The following is a 24,799-nucleotide window of genomic DNA, read 5'->3' as shown; positions in this document are numbered from 1 at the left end:
CATCTCGCCGCCACAGCTAGCGGACGACTGCCCCTATTCACAGCCGCAATCGACCAAGCGCTCGGCAGCCACCACGCACCTTAAAAAGATCCTAATATTCCACGGTCATCATTCAAGATGTCCCACTTGGCCAAAAGAAGTTCCTATCCATGCACCTGCTCCTCGTAGAAGACGACGACATGCTGGGTGAGGCCGTGTGCGATGGCGCACGCCAGAGCGGCTGGTCCATCGATCGCGTCGGCAATGCATCTGCCGCCCGGATCGCCCTGATCGACCATTCCTATGCCGCAGTGCTGCTGGACCTGGGCCTGCCGGGAGGGGAGTCGGGACTGACGGTGCTGCGATCGATGCGAAGCCGCTACGACCCGACACCGGTTCTCATTCTCACGGCGCGCGATCAGTTGAGCGAACGCATCCACGGCCTCGATGCAGGCGCCGACGACTACCTTGTCAAGCCTTTCCAGTTCGATGAACTGTGGGCGCGCGTCCGTTCGGTCATCCGCCGCAGCCAGGGTCGCGTGATCCCCGTTTTTTCCCGTGGCGACGTCGCGGTCGACCGCAGTCGCCGCGTGGTCACCAAGGCAGGCGTTGACGTGCCGCTGAGCGCGCACGAGTACCGCACCCTGCTTGCCCTGCTCGAACGCCCCGGCCACGTCGTCACGCGCGACCAACTGCAGGATGTGGTCTACGGAACGGCCAGCGTCGTCGAAAGCAACACCATTGCCGTATTCATTCACCAGTTGCGCCGCAAGCTCGGCGACGACCTGATCCGCACCGTTCACGGCCACGGCTACGTTGTCGACCAACCTCCGCCGTGAACTCGAAATCACTGTACGCGCGAATGATCCTGGTGCTGGGCGCAACCATCGCCCTATGCTGGATCGTGGCATTCGCGATGCTTTTCGCATATCTCTCGCACAACAAGGCCAGCATCTGGGACGACAAGCTCAAGACCATTGCCACGCGCATCCTGCTGACAATTCCGGCTGGCAAGGACATGGTCGCGACGGGGCCGGGACTGCAGTTGCGGGATCCCGCACTGGCAGAGAGCGAGCAGCTCGTCTTTCAAGTCTGGATCGACCGCAAACGATTGTCCGTTCGTACGCCCGGGGCACCCGGATCCCCGCTACGGCCTGACTTTGAGGATGGCATTGCCACCACGGTGATCGAGGGAAGGCGGTGGCGCGTCTATTCCGTCTCGGATTCCGAAGGCCGAATCTACGTGCAGGTCGGTAATCTCCACAGCGTGGTGGATGCCGAAATGCAGCACGAAGCGTTGGTTGGCTTGGTACTCAGCTCGATTCTTTTGCTGATCGTAGGCACGTTGATGTGGTTCGTGGTTCGCAGCTCACTCAAGCCGGTGGTGGCGCTGGAGGCCGCCATGCGAAGCCGCCGCAAGTTCGACCTCACGCCGCTGACCTCTTCTACCCTGCCGCGCGAGTTGCATCCGCTGATTGCATCGTTCAATCATCTGTTGGAACAGCTCTCCGAGTCGGTCGAAGGCGAGCGCCGCTTCATCGGTGATGCCGCGCACGAGTTGCGCACACCCCTTTCCACACTGCAGGCGCACGCCCAGATTGCGCTGCGTGCCACCACATTGGCCGACAAGGACGTGGCGCTGACAAAACTGCTTCTGGTCGCGCAGAGAAGCACACGACTGTCCGAACAGCTGCTCGACCTGGCTCGGCTGAATTCGAGCGCCAACGCCCCACAGCACGCGCTTGCGAACTTGAGCGATCTCGCTCTGCTCGTGGTACGAGATTTCGACACCTATGCCCTCCAGCAGGAGCGTTCGATCCAACTCGATATTCGCAACAATTGCATCATCCTCTGCAATATCGATGAGATGGGTATCCTGCTGCGTAACCTGATCGACAACGCGCTGCGCTACACCGCAAAGGGAGGACGCATCCGCGTCAGTTGCGGGCATGAGGCCGCCGCCACACAGGAAGGCGGGCAAGCGGCGGAACAACGGGTCTATGTCGAAGTGGCGGACGACGGTCCTGGCGTCCCGCTGTCGGAACGACAGGCGATCTTCGAACGCTTCTATCGAGTCGCAGGTACTTCCGTGCACGGTAGCGGTATTGGGTTGTCGCTGGTGGCCGGGATTTCCCAACTACACCATGCAACGATCGAGACCGGGGATGGATTGGAAGGGCGAGGTTGCTGCATACGGGTCGTTTTCCCCTCGGTAAAAGCCCCGACTTAGCTTTGTACTCGCTCCCGGACCGACGGCCGAGGAATGGTGAGGGCCACCTCTGGAAGAGAAAATCTGTCGCCGTCCAAACCGGAAACAGAAAGGCAGCTTGACATTCAAGTTGGCAACGCGACGATCAAGGCCAGCGTGTTGCCGAAAATCCAGGCGTTGGGGCGATGCAGCCCTGTCTGCACAAAGCCATCCGGAGCTTGATTTCCTGATGGCCGTTGCACAGCTTCAGCACGTACCCCTGACCGCGCACCGTGTGGAGCAGCTTCAGATCAAACGGATCGTCCAATTTCTGACGCAGCCTGAGGATGCCAACCGTGACCATATTGTCCCTCTCGCCGGCGCCCGATCCCCACACGGCCTTGATCAGCTCAGCGCGCGACCACACCCGGCCTCTGCGTGCCATCAGCGCATCCAGAAGCTCGAACAGCGTGGCACTGAGGCCGAGGTCTACGTCTTGACGGAACGCCTTGCCGCGCGCGCGGTCGATGGCCAAGTCCGCCAATCGCAGGACGGCCGACTTCAGACCATGATTGCCAGATGCAAGCGCCCAGGCGCGCGCCACCAGATCGGCCGGCGCACAAGGCTTGACCAGGTACTCGGTCGCACCCCGGGCCAGTCCTTCAAGGCGTTCGACCACCTGGTCTCGCTGGATCAATACCAGCAGCGGAGCACTGCTGCTACGCCGCACGGAACGTATCACCGCATGAGCGGCTGCCGGCTGCACGGCGTCAACAAGAATCAGTGCATACGGCTTGCCTGCGAAAAGCCACGCGCCTGCATCGGGGGAGTCGATCACGTCGACGGAAAAGCCACATCTTCCGAGCACGCCGCCAAATTCATCGCACGTCCCGCCTCCGGATTTGAGGAACAGGACATTCATCGGTAAGGCCCCTGTGCCGGTGTTGAAGCCGGCGCATCTAGAGTTTTCAGGGAAGTGCTCGATTGCCTCTGCGCGCAGCCGTCCATCAGAAAGACGCCGAGCACCAGAGCGAGCACTGCGGCGTGGGCGACTGCAAAGCTGGAGGGGTATTTCACTTGCTGTCGTCCGGTTGCAGGAGTGGCGCGAAGCTTGTGTTCTCCCAGGCGACCGGACCGCTGGCGTCGCCCGACGCGCCAAAGACAATACCCCAGAGCAGGGAGGATGTGAACGACGGCGTGCTCAGCGTCGCGCCGCTCGAGATGAGCTGCAGGCCGAACCCGCTCGTATGCCAGAAGCGTGTGTTGGCGCCCTCGGGTTTGTCATAGGGCGCGTTCACGAAGATCAGCAGCATCGCGCCGCGGCCGTCACCGTCGGGCTCGCAAGCGGCGACCTGGCCGACCTTGATGCGCCGGAAAAACGCCGGAGAGCCCACGCCGAGCAAACCGGCGTCCTCGACATGCAGCAGGAATTGCGTACTACAAGCATCCAGCCATTCGGTCGTTCTGAAGCTCTCATCGATCCCGGGGCCTCGCCGGAGGAGGACCCAGGCGCTCAGTGCGATACCGACCGGTACAGCGATCGTGGGGATGAGCCAAATCATTGTGTTCCCCTTGCCTGCGCGCTAGTCGAGCGACACGACACGATCGCTCTCGCCCGGAGAGCAGCCATCGGAGACGGGTGTCCAGCCACTGTGCACCACGACCTGCCTGCTGTCGTGGCACAGCTCGACGCGCTCGCTCCCGGGGCGTTGCTCGCGCACGAAGGCCTCCACGGCCGAGGGCAGGCTGATGCGAAGCCTGAGCGCATAGGTGTCGTCCTCCGGGTGGTCGTCCAGATGCAGCAGGGGTACGAAGTTCGACGCGAAGATGAGCGCATGCGAGCCGACATCGACCGGCTCGGGTTTGTAGGGTGCTTCGCGCAACCATTGCTGGGCGCGCTCGCGCAGGTCGTCTCCGTCGGGCAGCCTGCCCCACGCCACGGCAAGCAGCTCCATGACCCACTGATTGCAGTTCTGGTAGCGCAGGCTGAACGGATAGGCATTGGCGCTGTAGCGCGCGGCCAGCAGATGCATGGCGCGCGGCGTGTCGAGCGCCGCGCTGCGCAGCGCCTGTGCCGCTTCGGAGGGCAGCGCCACGATGGAGACGTAGCCTAGCGCAGCGTCGTCGATGCCCATGACGAAGCCGGCCAGGCCCTGGTCGTAGAGGCGCGGGTGTCCTTCGTCGCAGGCGTAGTACAGCTGCCGTGCGGACCAGGTACCGTCCGCAGCTTTCCAGGCGATGGCGGCGTGGGAGTAGCGGATGTGAAACCGCGAGAGATCGAGCCCGGAGCGGCTGATCAGCACGGCGTCTCTGCCAGTGTTCGAAAGCGCTTCTTGCACGACGGCGGTGAAACGCAGCAGGCGATCCTGCTGACTCGCTGTGAGCGGTTTCGCGCGATCGCAGAAATGCAAGGATGCTGCGTGTGCAGCGCCCCCTGCGAAGGCGAGGATGGCCGCAAGGCCCAGCAGTGCCTTCAACTTGCGAGCCACGATCAAAGACTCACGGCGCGCGCGGCGAGGCCCCCGTACCAGTCGTCGGTGAGCACGAGGTAGAACGCCTCGCGCGTATCGCCACGTGCGAAGGCGGTGCCGTAGGTGCGCTGCTGTGCGTGCACAAGGTCACCGAGGCCCAGGCGTTCCTTCGCGAAAGTGGCTTGCGGCAGTTCGAGCACGATGCGCCGCTGCGCGTCGCCGTCGCTCTGCATTGCGACGCGCGTGAAGCCCTCGCGGTCGCTGGCCCGCGCGATCTCCGTGATGCGGTAGTCGCCTTCGGCCACCTTGTCGCCGTCGAACGAACTCTTGCTGGAACCGCGCAGCGACGCGGACACGCCGTTGCTGGATGCGGAGCCGGCACTGGAGGCCACGGACGCAGCGAAGCTGCCGGCGTGGGCGTTGAAGGCTGCGGCGAGTATGGCTGCGATGCCTGCAAGGCGGAAAAAATGAAGGAAGGTCATGGAATGCTCCGGCTGGGTGTGAGGGAGGAAGTCATTTCGCGTGGAAGACGCCGGGCCTGAACCGACGGGCCCGCGTGAAGGCGCACCGAAGCTCTTTGCAGGCCCTGCAATCTGAAGCGCTGGTGCGCCATGCAGCCCTCTGGCCGCGCAAGCGCGGCTAGGGTTTCTCAGAACCGGTAGACGTAGCCCAGACGCACGCCGGACTGACTGGATCGGCTGACGAGCGGGCTGTTCTTGATACCGCTGCCGAAGCTGGTCGCACTCACGTCCAGGAACACCGTTTGCTTGGGGGCCACGGCGTAGTCCACACGCAGGCCCACCTCCATGTTGGCGCTCGACCTCCCTACATAGGCCGGCCGGCCGGACTGAGCTTCGGAGTCCTTCACGCCGTAGTAGTAGTCGACATACTTGCTGTCCACCCAATGTGCCGCCAGGCGAGGCGTGAAGCCGAAGGCACCTGCAGCGAAGCGTCGGTCGACCTGTACCTTGAACCGAGAGCCCTTGCTGTTGCCCGATCCGTCGGCCAGCAGTTCGGCCGACAGGTTGGCAATGTCATTGCGCCAGATGGCCGCGCCGCCCAGCCACAGGCCGCTCTTGCGCTTGTCCATGCCATTGAGGAATGGCGAGTCGTCGGCCTCGTAGCCGTCTCCAGCGAGCCGCGCGCGCAGCCGCAAAGAAACCGGCCCTACGGATGTCAGCTTCAGATCGGCGCTCGGAAACGCGACGCTGACCCACTTGTTCTCGTAGGTGATCATCGGAATGCCCTGGGCCTTGTTGTTGAAGTCGCGATAGGGCTTTTGCTCCATGGCCACGCCAATGCCAAGGCCCCATTGCGAACTCGCTTCGGGGCTTTTTTCTGCATCGGCCTGTGCCCACGCCGGCGAAAGGAAAGCGGCGCACGCGACCCCTGCGGCGATGGCCGTGAAAGGCAGGTGGGCGCGGAAGTTCTTGCCTTGCTTCACAAGGCGGATTCGTTCTGTCATGGAAATCCTCGGGGTTGAAAAAATCAGTGGTTTGCAGCAGGCGGCGCCGCGCTGTCATCGCTGCTCCGACCGGGCTGCGAGGCGCCAAGGACGAGGCTTTGTCTGCGTTGCAGATAGGTGTCGCGGACAAGGAGATAGCGATCGAGCGCGACGTCGTCGAGCAGGCGCGTTGCCGGCAGAAGATCCGCACGCTTGCTCGCGAACTGCGCCACGGTCAACCCACCGCCGAGCGCGCTGTTGGAAACGAAGGTCTGCGGCGTCAGCATCATGTCGATCGGAATGTTGGCGGTGTCGCGCACGGTCGAGGGGCCCATCAGGGGCAAGACAACGTAGGCTCCTGATCCGACGCCCCAGCGCCCAAGGGTCTGGCCCAGATCAGCGGATTGGCGCGGCAGCCCCAGCGGTGTCGCAACATCGAACACGCCGAGCAATCCCACCGTGGTGTTCGTCGCCACGCGCGCCAGATCGGTCAGGCCTTCTTTCGGCCGACCTTGCAGCACCAGGTTGACGCCGGCGCCAAGGTCGCGGGGATTGGCGAAGAAGTTCCTGACGCCACCGCGAACCGGCTCTGGCACAACGCGCTCGTAGCCACGGGCGACAGGGGCCATCACAGCCTTGTCTACGGTTTCGTTGAAGCCGAAGACCTGGCGGTTCATGGCTTCAAGGGGATCGGGGCGCTGGGGGGTGGCACAACCGCCCAGCAACAAGGCGCCAGCCAGCGACAGGACCAGCGTGGCCTTTGCCGCGCGGGCCCTCGGGGCCAGCGTCGACCTGAGCGGGACGCCAGCGAATACGAGGCAATTCAGCATGGGGACTCCAGTAGGGATACCTGGCGATCGACACCATGTCGTCACCCTCTGGAGCGGATGCTGAGGGAGCGGCTTTAATAACTTTTTAGTGGTTTTAAGATTTGATTAACCAACCAGAAATCGGATGGGCTAAAAGAACCGCCCGTCGACGCACAGTCCCCGCAGCCCGCCATCAACACATCACACGTGCGAGCTTGGCTCCCGGCCCCAAGGCGGATCCCGCAACGCGTCCACCAGAAAGTCGATGAGTCGCCGCACCTTTAGTGGCAGTTGCTTTCGCGTCGGGTACACGGCGAAGATGCCCAGCTCAGTTGCGCGAAACTCTGGCATGAGCTCGACAAGGGCGCCACTGCGCAGATCCTCGTGAACCAGGAAATCGGGCTGCAGGATGATGCCTTGATGCGCGAGTGCCGCTGCGCGGCAGGTGTCACCGTTGTTGGCGTGGATGCGCGAGTGCGTGCGCACCGTGACCTCGCCTCGTGGCCCCTGGAAGCTCCACACGTCCCCGGATGACCAGTAGGTGTACGACACCACATCGTGCTTCTCCAGCGCGTGCGGTTGTGCCGGCTTGCCGTGCTGCGCGAGGTAGGTCGGCGAGGCGCACAGCACCATGCGCGTACTGGCAAGCGGACGGCTGACAAGGTTGGAGTCGGACAGCCGCGCGATGCGCACGACCAGGTCATAGCCCTCCTCGACCAGGTCGACCACGCGGTCCGACAGCACGATGTCCAGCGTGACTTGGGGGTTCTCTGCCGCGAATCGCCCCCAGAGCGCCGCCAAGTGCAACGCGCCGAAGGTCTGCGGCGCGCCGATGCGCAGACGTCCCTGGGCCTGACCGGTGCTCGCCCCCACTTCGGCCTCCGCTTCCTGGACGGCTTGCAGGACCTCCTTGCAACGCTGGTAGTAGAGCTGTCCCTCGCTGGTGAGCGAGAGCCGGCGCGTCGTGCGCTGCAGCAGCCGCGTGCCCAGGTGCCCCTCCAGCTCGTTGACATGCCGCGACACGGCGGGCTTGGACAGCGCCGTCGCGTCCATCGCACCGACGAAGCTGCCGGCCTCGACAACCGCAGTGAAGGTTTTCATGGCTTGAAGAACGTCCATTGTTTCGACTTTCAGAACAATATATGTTGCACGCAGTTATTTATCTCGACATTCGATATTAATAAAGTCCTTCCCGTGCCAGCACAACTTGCTGGCGGACAGGCCGCTGGGCACCTCGATCTCCGCGGCTCCACCCAACCACTGAAGGACTTTCATCATGAACATCACACTCATCGGCGCCGGCAACATGGGCGCGGGCTTTGCCAAACAACTCACCGCCGCCGGCCACAAAGTGCGCGTGACCGCGCGCGATCTGGCCAAGGCTCAGGCGCTGGCCTCCGCGCATCCGGGCGTCACGGTCGCGGCCCCGGCCGACGCGCTGGGCGATTCGCAAGTCGTGATCGTCGCCACCGGCTTTGCCGATGCCGTGCCCGCGCTGAAGGCACTCGGCTCGCTCGAAGGTCGCGTGGTGGTGGACATCACGAACCCGCTGACGAATGACTACATGGGTCTGACATTGGGCTTCGAGACGTCCGCCGCCGAAGAAATCGCCAAGGCGCTGCCTGGCGCGCAAGTAGTCAAGGCTTTCAACACCGTGCTGGCCCAGGTGCTGGCCGAAGGCCCGGCGTTCGCAAACGGCCAGACCGTGCCCGTGTTCTATGCCGGCGACGACGAGCGTGCCAAGCAGACCGTGCGTGCACTGATCGAAAGCATCGGCTTTGCCGCCGTGGACGCGGGCGGGCTGAAGAACGCGCGCTACCTGGAGCCAGTGGCAGGTCTCAACATTTACTTCGCCTACGGCGCTGGACAAGGCACGCAGATCTCGCCCACCTGGATCCGCCGCGCCTGATTCACCTCGATCGTCATCGCCAAAGAGAACACACATGCACAAGAAGCTGACCCGAGTTACCGCCGCAATCGCCCTGGCGGCTGCCACCACCCTCGCTGCTGCGCAGGATCGCCCGGCCGACATCGTGAGCCCGATCACCGACAAGGCACTGTCCACCAAAACCAGCCCGGCGGACGCCCGCAAGGCCGGCCGTGCGGCCTACGAAAAGCCCACCCCCGACAACAGCATCATCCTGTTCATCGACCATCAGGTCGGCCTGATGGCCAGCGTGCGCGACTTCGCCCAAGCCTCGGGCTACAAGGCCAATGTGGTGTCGCTGGCGCAGATGGCCAAGGCTCTCAAGATCCCGGTGCTCCTGTCGTCATCGAATGCCCAATGGCAGAACGGCGACCTGCTGCCGGAACTCAAGGAAATCTTCAAGGACCAGCCTATCTACCGCCGCACCGGCATCATCAACGCCTACGAGGATCCGACCTTCCGCAAGGCACTGGAGAACCTGGTCGCCAAGACGGGCCGCAAGCACATCATCATCTCGGGTGTGACGCTGGGTACATGCGTGGCGCTGCCGACGCTGGCGATGATCAACGACGGCTACGTTGTACACCCGGTGGTCGATGCATCGGGCGCCTGGAGCAAGTACGAAGCCGAAGCCGCGATGCAGCGCATGAGTGCCGCGGGCGCGCAACTCAACACCGTCTATGCCCTCGGTGCGGAGCTGCAGGCCGACTGGAAGCTTCCGTCGGGCAACGACATGCTGCCGCCGTTCATCAACGGCCTGCCCGAGTACGGCTGGATCGTGCAGCAATTCTGGAACAACGCCGACCCCGCCAAGCGCCCGGTGAAAGACCCGTTCGGCCTCGTCAAGTAGTCCGCCTGCGTCCCCTGTGCCTTGCGGCGCGGGGGACGCCAGCGCCAAGGAGCGTCCCATGAAGTTTCCTGCTCTCTTCGTCTCACACGGTGCCCCCACCTTTGCGGCGGAACCTGGTCAGGCCGGCCCGCTGCTGCACGCCATCGGCAAACGTGTCCTCGCGCTGTCCGGGCTGCGGGCCGTCCTGGTGATATCGCCGCACTGGCGCACCCGCGGCCTGCGCATCGGGGCCAGTGCGCGGCCTCAGACCGTCCACGACTTCGGCGGTTTCCCCGCATCGTTGTACGCGCTGCATTACCCCGTTGAAGGGGCGCCGGACGTAGCGCGTGAGGTGGCCGAGTTGTTGACGCAGTCCGGGCTCTCCGCGCAACTGGTGGATGAGCAGGGGCTGGACCATGGTGCCTGGGTGCCGCTGATGCACATGCTGCCTGACGCATCGGTGCCGGTGTTTCAACTGTCGCTGCCGATTGAACTGCGTCCCGCCAATGCACTCGCCCTCGGGCGCGCTCTGGCGCCGTTGCGTGAGCGAGGTGTACTTGTCGTGGGTTCGGGCAGCCTCACGCACAACCTGTATGAGTTCCGCCAGTCCGAAACCGAGGCGCCCGAGGACTACGTGCGAGAGTTCGTGCAGTGGGCACGCCGGGCGGCCATTGAGCATGACGTGAGCGCCTTGGTCGACCTCCGAGGTGCCCCGCACGGCCGTCGCGCCCACCCTTCGGACGAGCACTACTTGCCGCTGCTCGTCGCAGCCGGTACCAGCAGCGCGGGGGAACCTGTCGAAGTCATCGAAGGCGGCGTCACCTACGGTGTACTTTCGATGGAAGGTTACGTATTCGGTGAACTGCCCGGCGTGTCCGCCGCGGCCTGACTCATCGCATGTCCAGGAAAAAAACACGTGTCTTCCATGTCCATCATCGTCCAACAACCCGAAGGCCCAGCGTCCAGTCTGGTGCTGCTCACGCACGGTGTCGGCTCCGTACCGCAATCCATGCTGGGCGTCGCGCGCTGGTTCACCAACCACGACCGAAACGCCATGGTGGTCAGCGTCGCATCGCCCGAACCTTCTGATATTTCCAACGGACTCCAGTGGTTCTCGGTGCGCAACGTGACCGAGGCCAATCGCCAGGCACGCGTGGATGCGGCCATGCCAGTCTTCGTGGCGACCGTGCGGCACTGGCAGCAGGCTTCGCGTGTCAATGAACAACGCACGTTGATCGCCGGTTTCTCACAGGGCGCGATCATGGCGCTCGAATCCACCAAGCTCGCAGCGCCTCCCGCGCTGCGCATCGTCGCCATTGCGGGACGATTCGCCACGCTGCCGCAGCAGAAATCCGCCGCTGCGATTCATCTTTTGCATGGCAGTGCAGACCCAGTGATGCCCGCTGCTCGGGGACAGTCCGCGCAAGCGCGGCTGCTTGAATTGGGCGTTGACGCGACCTTGGACTTGGCGCCCGGCGTCGGGCACGAACCTCATCCCGCGTTGCTAGCAAATCTAGCAACGCGACTTGCGCCAGCCTGAGCGACAAATAGCGCGTGCTCTTCGCGACGTAGCTCCCGTCCATCACTCCGAGAGGCGCGACAGAAAGACCTTGGGCAGCCTCTTCGCGCGGGGCCCTACTCCCGCCCTTCGAAGAAGGAGGTCCGGGGCATCATGCCGAAAGCGAGGCGCAGAACTCGAAATGCTCGACGAAGGGAGGTTGCGCGAAGAAGGGGCCGACGATAGCCCGCCATTGCGCATATGCCGGCGACGCGCGAAACCCGATTGTGTGGTCTTCCAGAGTGTCCCAGTGAATCAGCAGTACGAATCGTTCGGGAGTTTCGACGCTTCGGCGTACCTCGTATTTGCGAAAGCCATCCGCCTTCGAAAGAACCGTTTCGAGGCCATGGCGCGCGGCCTGTTCAAACTCGGCCTGCTGGCCGGAATGGACGCGAATGTCGGCAAGTTCCAGGATCATCGTTCGTCTTTCCTCAGATGGGCATCTCGTTGCGGATCCACGCCAGCGCGGAATCATGGCGAGGCGTCCATCCCAATTCGCGCCGCGCTCGCCTTGCGAAGACGCGGCTGTTGCTTCCATAGGTGTAGTACGCGCGGCCCGGCCCCCACAGCCTTGCCGCTTCCTCTGCCGGGAGCGGCTCGACACCGGTTGTCCCAAGGCGAGCGGCGATAGCCTCGCCGATGGCTGCGAACGAGGCTTCTCCGTTCTCGGCGAAGTAGAAGGAGCCGGCCGGCGCCTTGTCCAGCGCAAGCGCGTACAGGTCCGTCAGGTCGTCGATGTGCACCGTGGACCAGCGGTTGAGGCCGTGGCCCACGACTCGCACCACACCTTGTGCTCGCGCCTGCTCCACAAGGAATGGGATCTGAATGCTGTGCGGGTTCAATCCTCTGCCCGCACCGTAGATCAAGGTCGGACAGATCACGACCGTGCGCACACCGCGCCTTGCGGCGGCCAGCACGGCCTCGTTGAGCGCGTGCCGGGCGCGCTTGCCGGGTTCGACCACGAACGGCGTGTCTTCATCGAAGACGGTGTCCGAGGGGCGGTTGCCGCGGGCATCGTCGCCGATGACGCTCGAGCCGCTGGTGTGCAGAAGCGGCTTGCCGGATCCTTCCAGCGCTGCGAGCATCACCTCCAGCGAAGGCAAATGATCCGCGTTGGCGGTGTTTACGACGCCATCCGCGTCGCGTGCCTCGCGGGCCAGGACTTCGCTGTCGTCCAGGCTGCCGGGAACGGGCTCGACGCCTCGCGTGCGAAGAAGGTCGGCCTTTGCGCCGTCGCGCACCAGCCCCCGAACAACATGGCCGTCGGCGACCAGTCGCGCGGCGATGCTGCCCCCGATATAGCCGGCGGCGCCGGTCATGAACACTTTCATCGTGGAGGTCCTCGCGCTACAGGGCAATGGTCGAAAGCGCCGGGACGGTCGCGATCACGATCACGCCGACGAGCAGGGCCGCCATGTAGGGCCAGATGGCCCGCATGACCTCCTCCGGCCGGCCTTCCCCGATCCGGCAGGCCACGTAGAAGCCCACGCCGACGGGCGGCAACATCAGGCCGATGTTCATCGAGGAGACGATGACCATGGCGTATTGGATGTCGTGGATCCCGAGCTTTTTCGCGATGGGAAACATGATCGGCGCAAGCAGCAGGACCGCTGGCAGCCCTTCCAGCAGACATCCGAGCACCACGAAGATCACGATGGAGGCGGCCATGAAGGCGAACGCACCGCCGGGCATCGTCGTCAGGAACTGCGACATCACCTGCACCACGCCGCTTTGGGTAATGCCCCACGCCATCGCTGACGCTGTGCCCAGGATCATCAGAATCGCTCCGCTCAACGCGGCCGTTTCGACCAGCATTCCGTAGAGCCTTCCGAAACGAAGGCCACCATAGAGCACATGTCCGACGATCAGCGCGTAGATCACGGCGATGGTGGACACCTCGGTTGCCGTCGCCACGCCCTCGCCCACTGCGCTGCGAATCAGGAAGGGAAGTGCAAGCGCCGGAGCGGCGATCAGTGCCAGGCGTCCGATCTTGTTCCACGCCGGTCGCTTCGTGCCATCGGTCTGCTCTTTCCTGGCCTTCCAGCGCGCAACGGCCACTAGCGTCAGCAGCAGCACCATCGCAATCACGAACCCGCTCTGGAACAGACCGGCGATGGATACGCCGGCCACCGACCCGAGAACGATCAGCACGATGCTCGGCGGCACGGTGTCCGCCATTGCCGCCCCCGTTCCCAGAAGCGCCACCATCTCGGGTCGCTTGTTCCCGCGCCGCGTCATTTCGGGGAACAGCGCCGGAGCGACTGTCGCCATGTCGGAGACCTTAGAGCCCGAGATGCCGGACACGATGAAGAGCGACCCCAGCAGCACATAGGACATGCCCGCCTTGATGTGTCCGATGAGGGCCGCGAGGATGTCGATGATGGCCTTCCCCATGCCAGTCGCGTCCAGGATGCACCCCAGCAGCACGAAAACGGGAACCGAGACGAGAACGAGATTTGACATGCCTTCGTCCATCCGGCCGACGATTACACCGATCGGGACCGCGGTCCCGAACGCGAGGTACCCCATGACGCCAATCCCGAAACAGAAGGCGATCGGTGTCCCTGCGGCCAGCAGCAGTGCCACGACGCCGACCAGGAACAGGACCAGGCTTCCCACCTTGAACTGGGCGATGAACGGCGACAAAAGGTAGAACGCTAGGGCGGCGCCGCCGACCATGACAGCGGCCCATGCCAACTGGGCCTTGGGAACCGTGCGAGCCACGTGCAGCAGGACCACGGCGAGCATGAGCAGGGCGCCGACCGCGATGGCGCCGACGCGGAAGGTGTTCGGGATGTGCAGGGTCTGCATCTCGATCACCCATTCCTGCTTCGCGTGCTCGATCGCAGGCGGAATAAGCGCGATCAGGAACGCGGCAACGCACACAAGCGCGACTGCATTCACGAATTCACGGGTTCTCGGCGACAGCCTGTCCACGAATGTCGCCAATCGGAGATGCTCGTTTCTGTGCATCGCGATGGCCGCACCGATCATCCCGACCCAGATGAATGCCATCGACACGGTCTCGTCGATCCAGTCGATGGGCTGGGAGAAGACGTACCGGGACACGACTCCGCCGAACAGGAGCAGAACGATGCCTGCGATCAGGAGGGCGGCGACGACCTCGAGTGGGATGATCCAGCCGGATTTCGGTCGGCTCTCGCCCTCTGCGGGAAACATCCCGTCCTCCAGCATAGGCATGGCGCCTGCTTGGCTTGCGTGAGTCATGTCTCTTCCTTCCTGCTCAGGCCAGCTTGCCTGCGTACTTCTCGAGCAAGGCCCAGGTTTCATCGCCGAACTTGCTCTTCCATTCCTTGTAAGCCCCGGCCTTCTGCAGCGCTTCGCGGAACGGTTTGGGATCGACATTGTTGAACACCAATCCGCGCTTGCTCAGGCTTTCCTGGAGCGAGGTATTGAGGCTGGCCATGGCGGCGCGCGTCTTCACGGCGTGCGCTTCGAAGGCGCGGGCAGCAATCTGACGCAGGTTCTCGGGCACCACGCTCCAGGTACGCGGGTTGGCAGCGATCCAGAAGCACTCCCACGCATGTCCTGTGAGCGAGCAGTACTTCTGGACTTCATAGAAGCGCTGGGCCTCGATGATGGCGAGCCCATTCTCCTGGCCGTCCACGACCTTGGTTTGCAGCGCCGTATAGGCCTCGCCGATGCCGATGGTCGTGGGAGACGCCCCGAGCGCCTTGAAAGTCTGCTGGAGCACCGGCGTCGCAGGTACGCGGAGCTTCACGCCCTGCAGGTCCTGCACCGTCTTGACGGGCTTGGTGCTCATCGTGACATGACGGAACCCGTGATCCCATGCCTTGCCCAGCGGCACCAGGTTGACTTTCGTGAAGCCGGCGCGGATGTGGGCGCCCAGGTCACCGTCCATGGCGCGGAAAGCGGACTCCAGGTCGGGGAACACGAACGGCGTCACGGCTACTGCTGCACTGGGAATCAGAGTCGCGAAGACACCGCTTGCCGTCGCCATCATCTCGATGGCACCCGAGCGAACCTGAGAGATCATGTCCGTGTCGCTGCCGAGTTGGCTGTTAGGGAACACCTCGATGGCCAACTGGCCATTGGACTCCTTCAGGATCTCCGCGCAGGCGGCTTGCAAGCCCACGACGGTGGGATGCGATTGCGCGAGCGAGATGCCCAGCTTCATCGAGATCTTGTTGCCTTGCGCGAACGCCAAGCCTGGCATTGAGGTCGCGACGGCAGCGCTGGCCAGCGTCTTGAGGGCAGTACGACGTTGCATCATTTTTTGTCTCCTAGTCTGGCCATTTGCGGCCGATGGGTTGAGAAGCGCGGCTCGCGCGCATGGTGGAAACGGTGGGCTTCTCGCCCCTAGTGGATATGGCTTCCGCCATTGACGTCCAGCGTGGCCCCCGTGACGTAGGCAGAGAGATCGGAGGCCAGGAAAAGGCAGACGCCGGCCGCCTCTCTGGTCGTCCCGGTACGTCGCAGCGGAATGCCATCGATGATGCCCAGCAGCCTCTCGTCCGAGAGGCCGTCCAACATGGTCGTCTCGATCATCGCGGGGCAGATCACATTGGCGCGAATGCCTTGCGCCCCATATTCGCGTGCGATGGTTCGGGTAAGGCTGATCACGCCACCCTTGGCTGCTGCATAGTGCGCGCCGCCCACGAGACCACCTCCTCGCTGCGCAGCCGCTGACGCGACATTGACGATCACCCCATTCTGTTTTTGCAAGAAGAAGTTAAGCACGCTCTTGCAAAGGTTGAATGCGCCCTTGAGGTTCACGTCGACCACGAGGTCATACTCCTGCTCGCTGATCTCCACGAGGGGCTTCGCCCTGACGATTCCGGCGCTGTTGACGAGGCAATCGACGGTTCCAAAGCGCTTGATCGCCGCGCTGACCATTTGGTCGCAGTCTGCGGCGTTCGCTATGTCACATCGAACGGCGAGCACTTCGGCATCGGAGCGTGTCGCTTGGCGGATCGACGCCTCGAGAGCCGCACCTGAGCGTTCGTCAATCGCCACGTCGACGATGACAACTTTCGCTCCATGTTCAACAAACAGTTCCGCGGTTGCGTAGCCGATACCGCGTGTCGACGCGGCGCCAGCCACGATGCAGACTTTGTCTTTCAGCAGCATGGAGTTCACTTGCCGAACACGCCCGGCTGGTGCACCTCGATGACATTGCCGTCCGGGTCCTGCAGGAAGACCTGGTACCAACCCGGGATCGCCCAAGTGCCGTAGTCCGAATAGCGGATCCCCAGTTCGTCGCACCTGCGCATGAAGCCCTTGATGTCGTCGGTCCGGAAGCAGAAGTGACCATGAGCCATCGGATTGACGAACTGCTTCATCTTGAAGCCTGTATCGAGGTCGCGCTCTGCCCAGTGAAACTCGATCGCGCCGTCGCTCAGAAAGTCGACCTTGCCGGTGTAGGGGCGGCTCGGGGATTGGCCGCTGACGACCGTGTGTTCTTCATCCTTGATCGTTCCGAGGTCGAACAGCGTTTGATAGAACTTGGTGAGCCTGGGCAGGCTGTCAGTGCACAGATTCATGTGATGGAACTTGAAGTTCATGTGTGGTCCTTTTGAGAAGTCGAAGGGATGCGCCACGCGCGGCGGTGTCTTGGCAGTCACTTGGAACGTCGCCGCAAATGTCACGGTGTTCACGCAGTTCGCGCCTTAGCGAAACGGTCGTTCGTGCCCGACAGTCGAAGCACGGCGCAACGATATTTAAATTCATTGGTGAAGTCAATAATGCATAGGTGAAAACACCTAAGTCGAGATCGCACCCATTTCTCCCTGACTTGTCGACGACTACACTTCACAGGTGCATAGTTAATTGCATATACGAATCGTTGCACGTCGAAATCACGCATCGGCAACGTCGTCATCTGTAGGCGTGAAAAACGGGGACAACCTTGACTGAACTTGGAGATGCAATCACACGCGAAGAGTGCTGCAACGTGGCCACGGTACGTCGCGTGGCTGCGATGCTGGATCTCGATCCGGATGACTTCCGTGAAGGCGCCCCGCTACCACGGGGTTGGCACTTCATCCTGCTCGGGGCGGACACAAGAAGGTCTGCCCTGCGTGTCGATGGCTTCCCCGGACTCGGCGTCCCGATGCCTGACCTCGGCCTCCCGCGATTGATGCTGGGGGCACGCACGGTCGCCTTTCATAGCGACATCCCGATCGGCGCGAGCTTGAAGAGAACAAGTTCGGTGAGAAGTCTCCGACAGAAGGAGACGACATCTGGGTCCATGGCCATCGTGACCATTGGTCACGAGCTGAATCTCGATGGCCACGCGAGTCCTGCCGTCAGCGAAACCCAGACCTACCTCTTGTTGCCGGCCTCGAAGCTGTCGCCCGGCAAGGTCGACAGGCTGCCGCCTGTGTCGGCCGAGCGAATCACAACCGCCGTGGCCGATGAAACCCTGCTCTTCCAGTACTCCGCCCTCGGCTTCAACTCCCACAAGATCCATATCGATCGGGCGCATGCCCGGGATGTGGAGGGCTTCCCCGATCTTGTGGTCAACGGCGGCCTTGCCACGCTCCTGCTGACCGAGTTTCTCCGCAAGGATCTCCTCGTCGTTCCTTCAGCAATCCGAGTTCGCCACCTGGCCCCTTTGTACTGTGGGCGGACGGTGACCCTGGCAGCCGATCGAGACGGCAGCGCATGGCACCTGAAGGCCTTCGACGACCTCAACACCCACGCAGTCGATATGGAGGTAGACATTTAATGAACTTCGAACCCCTAAAGGGCGTACGCGTCCTGGACCTGACCAGCGTCGTGGTCGGCCCTGTTTGCACCTGGCGACTGGGTCAGTATGGCGCCGAGATCGTGAAGATCGAGAGCCCCGAAGGCGATCTGATGCGCGGACTGGGGGGGCTGTCGCCGACGGGCCAGCACTCAGGTGCCTACCTGCACTTCAACCGCGGCAAGCGCAACATCTGCCTCGACCTGAAGAAGGAAGGCGCCGGGCAAGTCATCGAAAGGCTCATTGCGTCGGCCGACGTCATCGTCGCCAATATGCGCCCCCAAGCACTCGAGCGATTGGGCCTCGACGCGGCGACCGTGCGCGCCAAGCATCCCGACAAGGTCTACTGCCTGATCACCGGCTACGGCACCGATGGTCCGTACGCGGGCCGGCCCACGTACGACAGTGTCGTGCAGGCCGCGACGGGGATGGCGGGTCTGATGCTTGCGCGCGACGGAGAGCCGGCTTACGTTCCGATGCTGATCTGCGATCACGTGGCCGGCGAGATCGCGGCGGGTGCGATCCTTGCCGCCATCGTGGAGCGAAGGGCCAGCGGTTCGGGCTGCAGCATCGAGGTGCCGATGTTCGAAACCATGGCCACCTTTGTTCTCCAAGAGCATCTTGCACAGCACAGCTTCGACCCGCCCGTGGGCCCACCCGGCGACCTGCGACTGCTGAGTCCGCACAACAAGCCGGTGAAGACCGCGGATGGGTGGATCTCGTTCACCATCAATACCAACCCGCAGGTCCGCGCGTTCCTCAAGGCCACCGACCGGCAGCAGTTGCTGGACGACCCGAGGTTCACGAACGTGGCGGCGCGCGCACGCCATGTCGCTGAATGGTTCGAAGTCCGCGGCGCACCATTGACGAGCCGGACGACGGCCGAGTGGCTCGATGTCTTGCGCGCTGCGGATATCGCCGTGCAACCCTGCCACACCCTTGAGACGCTGCCTCATGATCCTCACCTTGAGGCCGTCGGATTGATCGGTTTCGAGCAACATCCGACTGAAGGCCGAACGGCGGCGATCCGGTCGTCGATCCGCTTCGAGGGCGCCTATCCACCTCGACGCTCGCCAGCGCAGCCCCGCGGCGCGGACACCTGCGAATTGCTGCGCGAGATCGGCTACGAAGACGATGCCATAGAGGCGCTGCTATCCGCCGGCGCGGCACAGGCCGCGTCCTCCACCTAATCGCACGATGGACGCAAACCACTTCGCCCGCCCCAGCCGCTGCCTGGACCGTCGGCAACTGCTCAAATCGGCAGCCGCCGGCCTCGTCGCACTGCCGTTCGGTGTGCATTCGCAGGACTACCCGTCGCGGCCGATCCGCCTGGTCGTCCCGTTCCCTCCAGGCGGGCCCACCGACGTGCTCGCCCGCATCGTCGCGACGCGCCTGGCCGGGAGGCTGGGGCAGCCTGTCATCATTGACAACAAGCCCGGCGCGAGTGGGATGATCGGGGCCGATGCGGTCGCAAAGGCAGTTCCGGACGGCTACACCCTGCTGGCAAACGCCTCGATTCATGTCATCAACCCGAGCCTGTACGCGAAGCCGCGCTACGACGCACTCGCCGATTTCGCAGCCATCAGCAATCTCGCCGATGTGCCGCTGGTGCTCGGCGTGCATCCAAAGGTCCCGGCGCGGTCGGTGAAGGAACTGGTCGCGCTGGCCAAATCCTCCAGAACGCCCCTCGCCTTTGCTTCGGCGGGCAATGCGACGTCCCAGCACCTCTCCGGCGAAGCCTTCAAGATCGCAGCCGGCATCGACATGCTGCACGTTCCGTATAAGGGCAGCGCGCCCGCATTGACGGACCTGGTGGGTGGGCAGGTCCAGTTGATGTTCGACTCGCTTCCCTCGAGCATGCCGTTCATCAAGTCAGGCGCGATCCGCCCGTTGGCGGTGACGACGCCTCGGCGGTCCTCGGCATTGCCGGATGTGCCGACGGTCGCCGAGAGCGGATACCCCGGTTTCAGCATCAGTACCTGGTACGGGATGTGGGCGCCGTCGGCCACGCCGACCCCAGTCGTTGAACACCTGTCGAGGGAAATCGCAGCCATTGTTCGGCTGCCAGAGGTGCGCGAGCAGTTCGCCAGCCTGGGGGCCGAGCCGATCGGCAACACGCCCAAAGAGTTCGCCGCGTTCGCAAAGGCGGAGCTTTCGAAATGGGCCGGGATCGTCAAGCAATCCGGGGCGAAGGTCGAGTGAAGCCCGAGGCGATCGACGTCTTCACCCCAACGTGCTTGCTCGACTGCACCAGGCTCCCCGGCAAGAATGACCGCAGCATGCCGTGCCGGCCTTCTTGGACGCTGACGCACAATAAAGAAATGAACCCCAGCCGAATCATGCCGATGTTGCCCTGGGCAACGGACGGAGGTACGAGATGAAAGACGATGCGAATGAAGTGACTACGGTGGCCGAAGCCGAGAGCCGGTCTTACTCGGCTCCAGCCCTGGAAAAGGGGCTCGACATCCTCGAGGCCCTGTGCCGAAGCGAGCAACCCCTCTCGCAAAAAGATATCGCGCAGCGCCTGGGTCGCAGCCTCGGCGAGATCTACCGGATGGTCGCCTGCCTGGTCAACCGCAACTACGTGACGCTCGTCGACGAGACCTGCTATGGAATCACGACCAAACTGTTCGAGCTCGCTCACATCAATCCGCCGACGCACCGGCTTCTCTTCGAAGCCACACCGATCATGCAAAGACTGGCGGGCGAACTCGATCAGTCTTGTCACCTCACGATCTACGGTCAGGGCAAGCAGGTGGTTTTGTGCAAGATCGATACCCCCAGTGGCATGGGTTTTGCCGTCCGTGCCGGGGCGGAACTCGACGTACTGATCTCCGCATCTGGCCGCGTCCTGCTGGCGTTCCAAGATGAGGAGACGCGCAAGCTGCGCATCGAGGAATCGCTCCAGCGGCGACCGGAGCAAGCAAACCAGCAGATAGGCACCATCCTCGATTCGATCCGCGCCACTGGCTTTGAGTCGATTCCGAGCGTGCAGGTCCGCGGCCTCTACGCCATCAGCTTCCCGATTCTCGACACGCAGGGGCAAGCAATCGCCGCACTCACCGTGCCGTACGCCGAGCGGATCGATCAGGTACAGCGAAAGTCGATTCCAGAGGTCACCCAGGCGCTAGGCATCGCCGCTCGCACCTTGTCAGCACGGATAGGAGGGATGGTTTCGTCGGCCGGCCTGAATGCCACGGAAAAAGAAAGCATCCTCAAGCGGACGAAGCGGCCCGGCGAACACTGACCCAGCGTGCTCCTCGATTCAGCCGAATCCATGCTGAGGAACGCACTCACGACAGCACCTTCGCGAACGAACCAGACCAGAGGCAGCCCATTGGGCGAACCCACGTGAGACTCACGAACGACTTACAGTCGTTTCTGGGCCGCTGAACCGCGCGCATCAAAGCCCTTATTCGGTAAAAGATCGCGACCCCGGCTCCTGAGTTGAGCGAGAAAGGTTTTCGGGGCACCGGCTCAGCAGGGTCTGGACGAACTCCGAGAACACCCGTACTCGTGGAATATCGGAGCGGCCCGGAGGCCATACGAGCCAAATATCACCCCGGGTTGCGTCGCCCCCTTCAAGGACTGCCTGAAGCCGTCCGCCCTTAAGGTGGCCGGCAACCTGATAGATCGGCAACTGCACCAATCCCAACCCACCCAGGGCGGCAACAGCGAGCGTCTCGCCATCATTCAAGACCAAGCCCGCACCCAGCGGTGGCGTCCTCTGCTCGCCTGCGTATTCCCACTGCTCGAGCAGCCCCGTCGTGGGGAACCGATAGCGCACGCATCGGTGATTTGCAAGATCGGCAGGCGATTGGGGCGAACCGAACCTGGCGATGTAGCTGGGGGATGCGCACGTCGCGAATGCATGAGGGCCGATCCTTTGCGCGATCAACCCCGAATTCTTGAGATGACCAAGTCGGACAGTCAAATCGAAACCCTCGGCGACCACGTTGACGATCCGATCATCAAGCCACAAGTCGATCTCAACATCGGGATACGCGTCCAGGAACTGATGAAGAGCAGGCACGATCACGTGCCGCCCCACAACCGTGGGCAAGCTGACCTTGACGCGGCCGCGAGGCGTCTCGCGCGTGCTGCTTATCAAGGCCTCGGCGTCTCGGACACTGCCAAGGATCTGCCGTGCGCGGGCGTACAAGGCTTCTCCTTCTGCGGTGAGCGCGATGGAACGCGTTGTGCGCTGAAGCAGTACGACGCCAAGGCGGCCTTCAAGGCGATCGACCGATTTCCCAACGGCAGAGCCGGAAACGCCGAGTTCTCGTCCCGCCGATGTGAAGCTGCCGAGCTCGACGGTCGTTGCGAAGGCAAGCAGGCCGCTCAAGGAATCAAGGGTAAGCATTCCGGACATGGTGTCCGAAGTGTACGGACACTGGGCCACCTTCAAAAGTATCAGTGTCCGAACCATGATCGGTGCAATGCAGCGAACTCCATGTCCGGATTCACGAATGCCAACTCAACCATGAAACGATTCGCCATGAAAGACCAAGCCCACACTGCTGTCGCGCCGCCGAGCCGCCGCGGATTCATCGTTGCTTCCGGAGCTGTTGGCGCATCGACGGTACTGGCTTGCGCATCGGCGCAAGCTCAGTCCGGCGATGAGAAAACTCCCGCCACCAAAGTGGTGTTGGAGTTCCTGAACAACACCGCACCAGACAAGATCGAAGCTGCCGTCGCACGACTTGTAGCCGAGGACGCAACCTACATCTCTCTCAACTTCGACAATCCGGAGTTGAAGAAAATCCTGCCCTGGACCGGTACCCAGAATGGGCGGAAGGCGTACACCAGCACGTTCATCGGTGTTGCAAACTATTGGACGATCGAAGACTTCAAGATCTCCGATGCCTTCGGTGCCGGGGAGAACGTGTCCGTGTTCGGCTCGTTTACCTACCGCTCCAAGACTCGCGGAAAATTGTTCCGCTCACCTCTCGCAATCCATGCGAAGGTGAAGGACGGGAAGATCGTGTACTTTATGTTCATGGAAGACACGTTCGCATCTGCGCGTTCGTTCAGCTCTGGGGGCAAGTGGAAGATCAAGACGGATCCCAAGGGTCCCGAGTACCAGGTCTGACGTCAAGCGCACCCTCGACTAGGCGGCACGCTTCCTGCGTCGGCTGCGTGAATGGGCCGCGGCAATCATGAATGAACAAGGCGCCAAGCCGCTCGTCTCGCGAACGCAGCGCGTCGAGCAACCAGGCAGGCACTGATCGATGGGCGTTGCGTGCCGAGTTTTCCGAGCGAATACTGATCTCCCTGTGAACAAAGAGATTCTTGATCCCATTGAACCGATGCTCGACCTTCGCGCGCATGCCGGTCTTGAACTGCTCGGCTTGCACCAGCCGCCGCGTCCACTTGTGCATCGGGTTCGACTCGGCCTGCATAGGTTCGCCTCAGACGAAGAATCCATCAAGAGCCGGTCTGCTCCACCCTTTGCTTAACGACACCTGGAAGTACTAGGAGCATGCAACGATGACGAAGAAGTTTCTGTGGGCCTTCGCAGGCATCACCGTCCTCGTCGTTGGCGTGGTGCTGATTCTTGCGCTGTGGCCCACGACCACGCGGACCATCGCCACCGCGTCCGACAGCAATTCGCAGGCTCTCATCGACAAGGGCCGCTACCTGGCCCAGGCCGGCGATTGCGTGGCCTGCCACACGTCCCCAGGCGGAATGCCATTCACAGGCGGGCTGCCGCTGGCTTCACCGATCGGTGCGATGTACAGCACCAACATCACGCCCGATCGCGACAGCGGCATCGGCAAGTACACGCTCGCCGACTTCGATCGCGCAGTGCGCCACGGTATCCGGGCCGACGGCGCTTCGCTGTACCCCGCGATGCCCTACCCGTCGTATGCGCGCATGAGCGACGACGACGTCCGCGCGCTGTACGCCTTTTTCATGCACGGGGTGACGCCGGCCCAGTCATCACCGCATCCACACGGTATCCCCTGGCCGTTGTCGATGCGCTGGCCGATGGCGTTGTGGCGCAAGGCATTTGCGCCGCAACCGGATGCCGTCGCCTTCGATCCCGCTCGCTATCCCGACATCTCGGTGGCGCGGGGTGCATATCTGGTGCAGGGTCTGGGTCATTGCGGCAGTTGCCATACGCCGCGGGCGCCGACGATGCAGGAGAAAGCGCTGGACGAGTCCGGCGCCGACTACCTGGCCGGCGGGCCCCTCATCGACGGATGGGTGGCGGTGAACCTGCGCGGCAATCCGGCGGATGGACTGGGCGCATGGTCGACTGCTGACATCGTCGCAACCTTGCGCAGCGCGCGCAACATGTCGCGCGCGGTGGTGGGCGGGGCGATGAACGAGGCCGTCGTGCACAGCACGCAGCACCTGAGCGAAGATGACTTGAAGGCCATCGCCGCGTTCCTGAAGACACTGCCACCTTCGGCGCACTCGCCGTCGTCGTTCAATGCCGATCCCGCGACCGCCAAGGCCCTGTGGCAGGGGGTGAATGCGACGCGCGGGACCGAACTGTATGTCGACAACTGTGCGGCCTGCCATCGCAGCGACGGCCTGGGCTATGCGCAAGCATTTCCGCGCCTGGCCGGGAATTCCAGCGTGTTGGCAAGCGACCCGAGCTCGGTGATCCGCCTGATTCTCGACGGCAGCCGACTGCCCGCCACGCGCGTCGCACCCTCGGAGCTTGCCATGCCAGGCTTCGGCTGGCGCCTGTCGGACGACGAGGTGGCCCAGTTAGCGAGCTTCACGCGCCAGAGCTGGGGCAACCAGGCTTCGGCCGTGCAGGCTGAGCAAGTCGGCACGATCCGCCGCGCCATCGAGAAGGAGCGGGCCGCGCAAGCTGCTGCCGCGCGTTGACCGCCCCATGAACCCAGA

Annotated in this window: 27 protein-coding genes; 12 read left to right on the top strand and 15 right to left on the bottom strand. The window is 63.1% G+C overall.

Annotated elements, in window-relative coordinates:
• Positions 1 to 149: 149 nt before the first annotated feature.
• Together BM004_RS27445 and BM004_RS27440 are read left to right on the top strand one after the other, a co-directional pair.
• A complete protein-coding gene (locus tag BM004_RS27445; RefSeq protein WP_093218260.1) occupies positions 150 to 818 on the top strand; it encodes a response regulator transcription factor in 669 nt (222 codons plus the stop codon).
• Positions 819 to 841: 23 nt separating this feature from the next.
• On the top strand, positions 842 to 2,209 hold the full coding sequence (locus BM004_RS27440) for a HAMP domain-containing sensor histidine kinase (RefSeq protein WP_093218259.1): 1,368 nt from the start codon (positions 842 to 844) through the stop codon (positions 2,207 to 2,209).
• Positions 2,210 to 2,333: 124 nt separating this feature from the next.
• On the opposite strand, the gene BM004_RS27435 is transcribed toward BM004_RS27440, so the two are convergent.
• The 7 genes from BM004_RS27435 to BM004_RS27405 all read right to left on the bottom strand — a co-directional run bounded on the left by BM004_RS27435 (position 2,334) and on the right by BM004_RS27405 (position 8,010).
• Entirely contained in the window at positions 2,334 to 3,089 is a 756-nt protein-coding gene (locus BM004_RS27435) for a winged helix-turn-helix domain-containing protein (RefSeq protein ID WP_093218257.1), read from the bottom strand.
• Positions 3,090 to 3,240: 151 nt separating this feature from the next.
• Positions 3,241 to 3,729 carry an MlaD/PqiB family protein gene (locus BM004_RS27430; protein ID WP_093218256.1) on the bottom strand — a complete coding sequence of 163 codons (489 nt, stop codon included), beginning with the start codon at positions 3,727 to 3,729 and terminating at the stop codon, positions 3,241 to 3,243.
• A gap of 21 nt (positions 3,730 to 3,750) precedes the next feature.
• A complete protein-coding gene (locus BM004_RS27425; RefSeq protein WP_256220076.1) occupies positions 3,751 to 4,644 on the bottom strand; it encodes a DUF2145 domain-containing protein in 894 nt (297 codons plus the stop codon).
• A 14-nt stretch (positions 4,645 to 4,658) separates the two neighbouring features.
• Positions 4,659 to 5,120: a hypothetical protein gene (locus tag BM004_RS27420; RefSeq protein WP_093218254.1), complete on the bottom strand. Its 462-nt coding sequence runs from the start codon at positions 5,118 to 5,120 to the stop codon at positions 4,659 to 4,661.
• Positions 5,121 to 5,287: 167 nt separating this feature from the next.
• A complete protein-coding gene (locus tag BM004_RS27415; RefSeq protein WP_093218253.1) occupies positions 5,288 to 6,103 on the bottom strand; it encodes a MipA/OmpV family protein in 816 nt (271 codons plus the stop codon).
• A 23-nt stretch (positions 6,104 to 6,126) separates the two neighbouring features.
• Positions 6,127 to 6,912, bottom strand: a complete 786-nt coding sequence (locus BM004_RS27410; protein ID WP_093218251.1) for an MlaA family lipoprotein — start codon at positions 6,910 to 6,912, stop codon at positions 6,127 to 6,129.
• A gap of 180 nt (positions 6,913 to 7,092) precedes the next feature.
• Entirely contained in the window at positions 7,093 to 8,010 is a 918-nt protein-coding gene (locus tag BM004_RS27405) for a LysR family transcriptional regulator (protein ID WP_093218250.1), read from the bottom strand.
• Positions 8,011 to 8,167: 157 nt separating this feature from the next.
• On the opposite strand from BM004_RS27405, the gene BM004_RS27400 reads away from it, so the two are divergent.
• Genes BM004_RS27400 through ypfH form a run of 4 tightly spaced genes read left to right on the top strand, consistent with a single transcriptional unit; the run spans position 8,168 to position 11,187 of the window.
• Positions 8,168 to 8,800 carry an NADPH-dependent F420 reductase gene (locus tag BM004_RS27400; protein WP_021005359.1) on the top strand — a complete coding sequence of 211 codons (633 nt, stop codon included), beginning with the start codon at positions 8,168 to 8,170 and terminating at the stop codon, positions 8,798 to 8,800.
• Positions 8,801 to 8,834: 34 nt separating this feature from the next.
• Positions 8,835 to 9,668, top strand: coding sequence for an isochorismatase family protein (locus BM004_RS27395; protein WP_021005358.1), 834 nt, complete (start codon positions 8,835 to 8,837; stop codon positions 9,666 to 9,668).
• Positions 9,669 to 9,726: 58 nt separating this feature from the next.
• Positions 9,727 to 10,536, top strand: coding sequence for a dioxygenase family protein (locus BM004_RS27390; protein WP_093218248.1), 810 nt, complete (start codon positions 9,727 to 9,729; stop codon positions 10,534 to 10,536).
• A 36-nt stretch (positions 10,537 to 10,572) separates the two neighbouring features.
• Entirely contained in the window at positions 10,573 to 11,187 is a 615-nt protein-coding gene (gene ypfH, locus BM004_RS27385) for an esterase (protein ID WP_093218247.1), read from the top strand.
• A gap of 130 nt (positions 11,188 to 11,317) precedes the next feature.
• Here the strand turns inward: ypfH and BM004_RS27380 are convergent, their stop codons facing one another.
• The 6 genes from BM004_RS27380 to BM004_RS27355 form a co-directional block, all read right to left on the bottom strand.
• Positions 11,318 to 11,623 carry an antibiotic biosynthesis monooxygenase family protein gene (locus BM004_RS27380; protein ID WP_021005355.1) on the bottom strand — a complete coding sequence of 102 codons (306 nt, stop codon included), beginning with the start codon at positions 11,621 to 11,623 and terminating at the stop codon, positions 11,318 to 11,320.
• 13 nt (positions 11,624 to 11,636) lie between these two features.
• On the bottom strand, positions 11,637 to 12,536 hold the full coding sequence (locus BM004_RS27375; RefSeq protein WP_021005354.1) for an NAD-dependent epimerase/dehydratase family protein: 900 nt from the start codon (positions 12,534 to 12,536) through the stop codon (positions 11,637 to 11,639).
• A 16-nt stretch (positions 12,537 to 12,552) separates the two neighbouring features.
• Entirely contained in the window at positions 12,553 to 14,433 is a 1,881-nt protein-coding gene (locus BM004_RS27370) for a TRAP transporter large permease (RefSeq protein WP_256220075.1), read from the bottom strand.
• Positions 14,434 to 14,449: 16 nt separating this feature from the next.
• Positions 14,450 to 15,460 (bottom strand): TRAP transporter substrate-binding protein, encoded by a 1,011-nt coding sequence (locus BM004_RS27365; protein WP_021005352.1) that lies wholly within the window; start codon positions 15,458 to 15,460, stop codon positions 14,450 to 14,452.
• Between the two features lie 86 nt (positions 15,461 to 15,546).
• Positions 15,547 to 16,317 carry an SDR family NAD(P)-dependent oxidoreductase gene (locus BM004_RS27360; RefSeq protein WP_093218244.1) on the bottom strand — a complete coding sequence of 257 codons (771 nt, stop codon included), beginning with the start codon at positions 16,315 to 16,317 and terminating at the stop codon, positions 15,547 to 15,549.
• A 5-nt stretch (positions 16,318 to 16,322) separates the two neighbouring features.
• Positions 16,323 to 16,844, bottom strand: coding sequence for a VOC family protein (locus tag BM004_RS27355; RefSeq protein WP_230558950.1), 522 nt, complete (start codon positions 16,842 to 16,844; stop codon positions 16,323 to 16,325).
• Positions 16,845 to 17,140: 296 nt separating this feature from the next.
• Here BM004_RS27355 and BM004_RS27350 point away from each other — a divergent pair, with 296 nt between their 5' ends.
• The 4 genes from BM004_RS27350 to BM004_RS27335 all read left to right on the top strand — a co-directional run bounded on the left by BM004_RS27350 (position 17,141) and on the right by BM004_RS27335 (position 21,182).
• Positions 17,141 to 17,917 carry an HTD2 family dehydratase gene (locus tag BM004_RS27350; protein ID WP_218152734.1) on the top strand — a complete coding sequence of 259 codons (777 nt, stop codon included), beginning with the start codon at positions 17,141 to 17,143 and terminating at the stop codon, positions 17,915 to 17,917.
• The gene (locus BM004_RS27345; protein ID WP_093218241.1) at positions 17,917 to 19,125 is read left to right on the top strand and encodes a CaiB/BaiF CoA transferase family protein; all 1,209 of its coding nucleotides are present in this window, start codon (positions 17,917 to 17,919) and stop codon (positions 19,123 to 19,125) included. Before BM004_RS27350 ends, BM004_RS27345 begins: the two co-directional genes overlap by 1 nt.
• A 7-nt stretch (positions 19,126 to 19,132) precedes the next feature.
• Positions 19,133 to 20,137: a Bug family tripartite tricarboxylate transporter substrate binding protein gene (locus BM004_RS27340; RefSeq protein WP_021005347.1), complete on the top strand. Its 1,005-nt coding sequence runs from the start codon at positions 19,133 to 19,135 to the stop codon at positions 20,135 to 20,137.
• Between the two features lie 175 nt (positions 20,138 to 20,312).
• A complete protein-coding gene (locus BM004_RS27335) occupies positions 20,313 to 21,182 on the top strand; it encodes an IclR family transcriptional regulator (RefSeq protein WP_093218240.1) in 870 nt (289 codons plus the stop codon).
• A gap of 165 nt (positions 21,183 to 21,347) precedes the next feature.
• Here the strand turns inward: BM004_RS27335 and BM004_RS27330 are convergent, their stop codons facing one another.
• A complete protein-coding gene (locus tag BM004_RS27330) occupies positions 21,348 to 22,307 on the bottom strand; it encodes a LysR family transcriptional regulator (protein WP_093218426.1) in 960 nt (319 codons plus the stop codon).
• A gap of 111 nt (positions 22,308 to 22,418) precedes the next feature.
• Here BM004_RS27330 and BM004_RS27325 point away from each other — a divergent pair, with 111 nt between their 5' ends.
• A complete protein-coding gene (locus BM004_RS27325; RefSeq protein WP_218152735.1) occupies positions 22,419 to 23,027 on the top strand; it encodes a nuclear transport factor 2 family protein in 609 nt (202 codons plus the stop codon).
• Here BM004_RS27325 and BM004_RS40855 read toward each other — a convergent pair.
• Positions 22,990 to 23,337, bottom strand: a complete 348-nt coding sequence (locus BM004_RS40855) for a hypothetical protein (RefSeq protein WP_143120472.1) — start codon at positions 23,335 to 23,337, stop codon at positions 22,990 to 22,992. The genes BM004_RS27325 and BM004_RS40855 overlap by 38 nt on opposite strands.
• An 88-nt stretch (positions 23,338 to 23,425) precedes the next feature.
• Here BM004_RS40855 and BM004_RS27320 point away from each other — a divergent pair, with 88 nt between their 5' ends.
• A complete protein-coding gene (locus BM004_RS27320; protein WP_093218238.1) occupies positions 23,426 to 24,781 on the top strand; it encodes a cytochrome c in 1,356 nt (451 codons plus the stop codon).
• Positions 24,782 to 24,799 lie beyond the last annotated feature (18 nt).

The sequence above is a fragment of the Variovorax sp. OK212 genome (assembly GCF_900112425.1).
Lineage (GTDB): Bacteria > Pseudomonadota > Gammaproteobacteria > Burkholderiales > Burkholderiaceae_C > Variovorax.
This window is presented reverse-complemented; position numbering and strand designations above follow the sequence as displayed.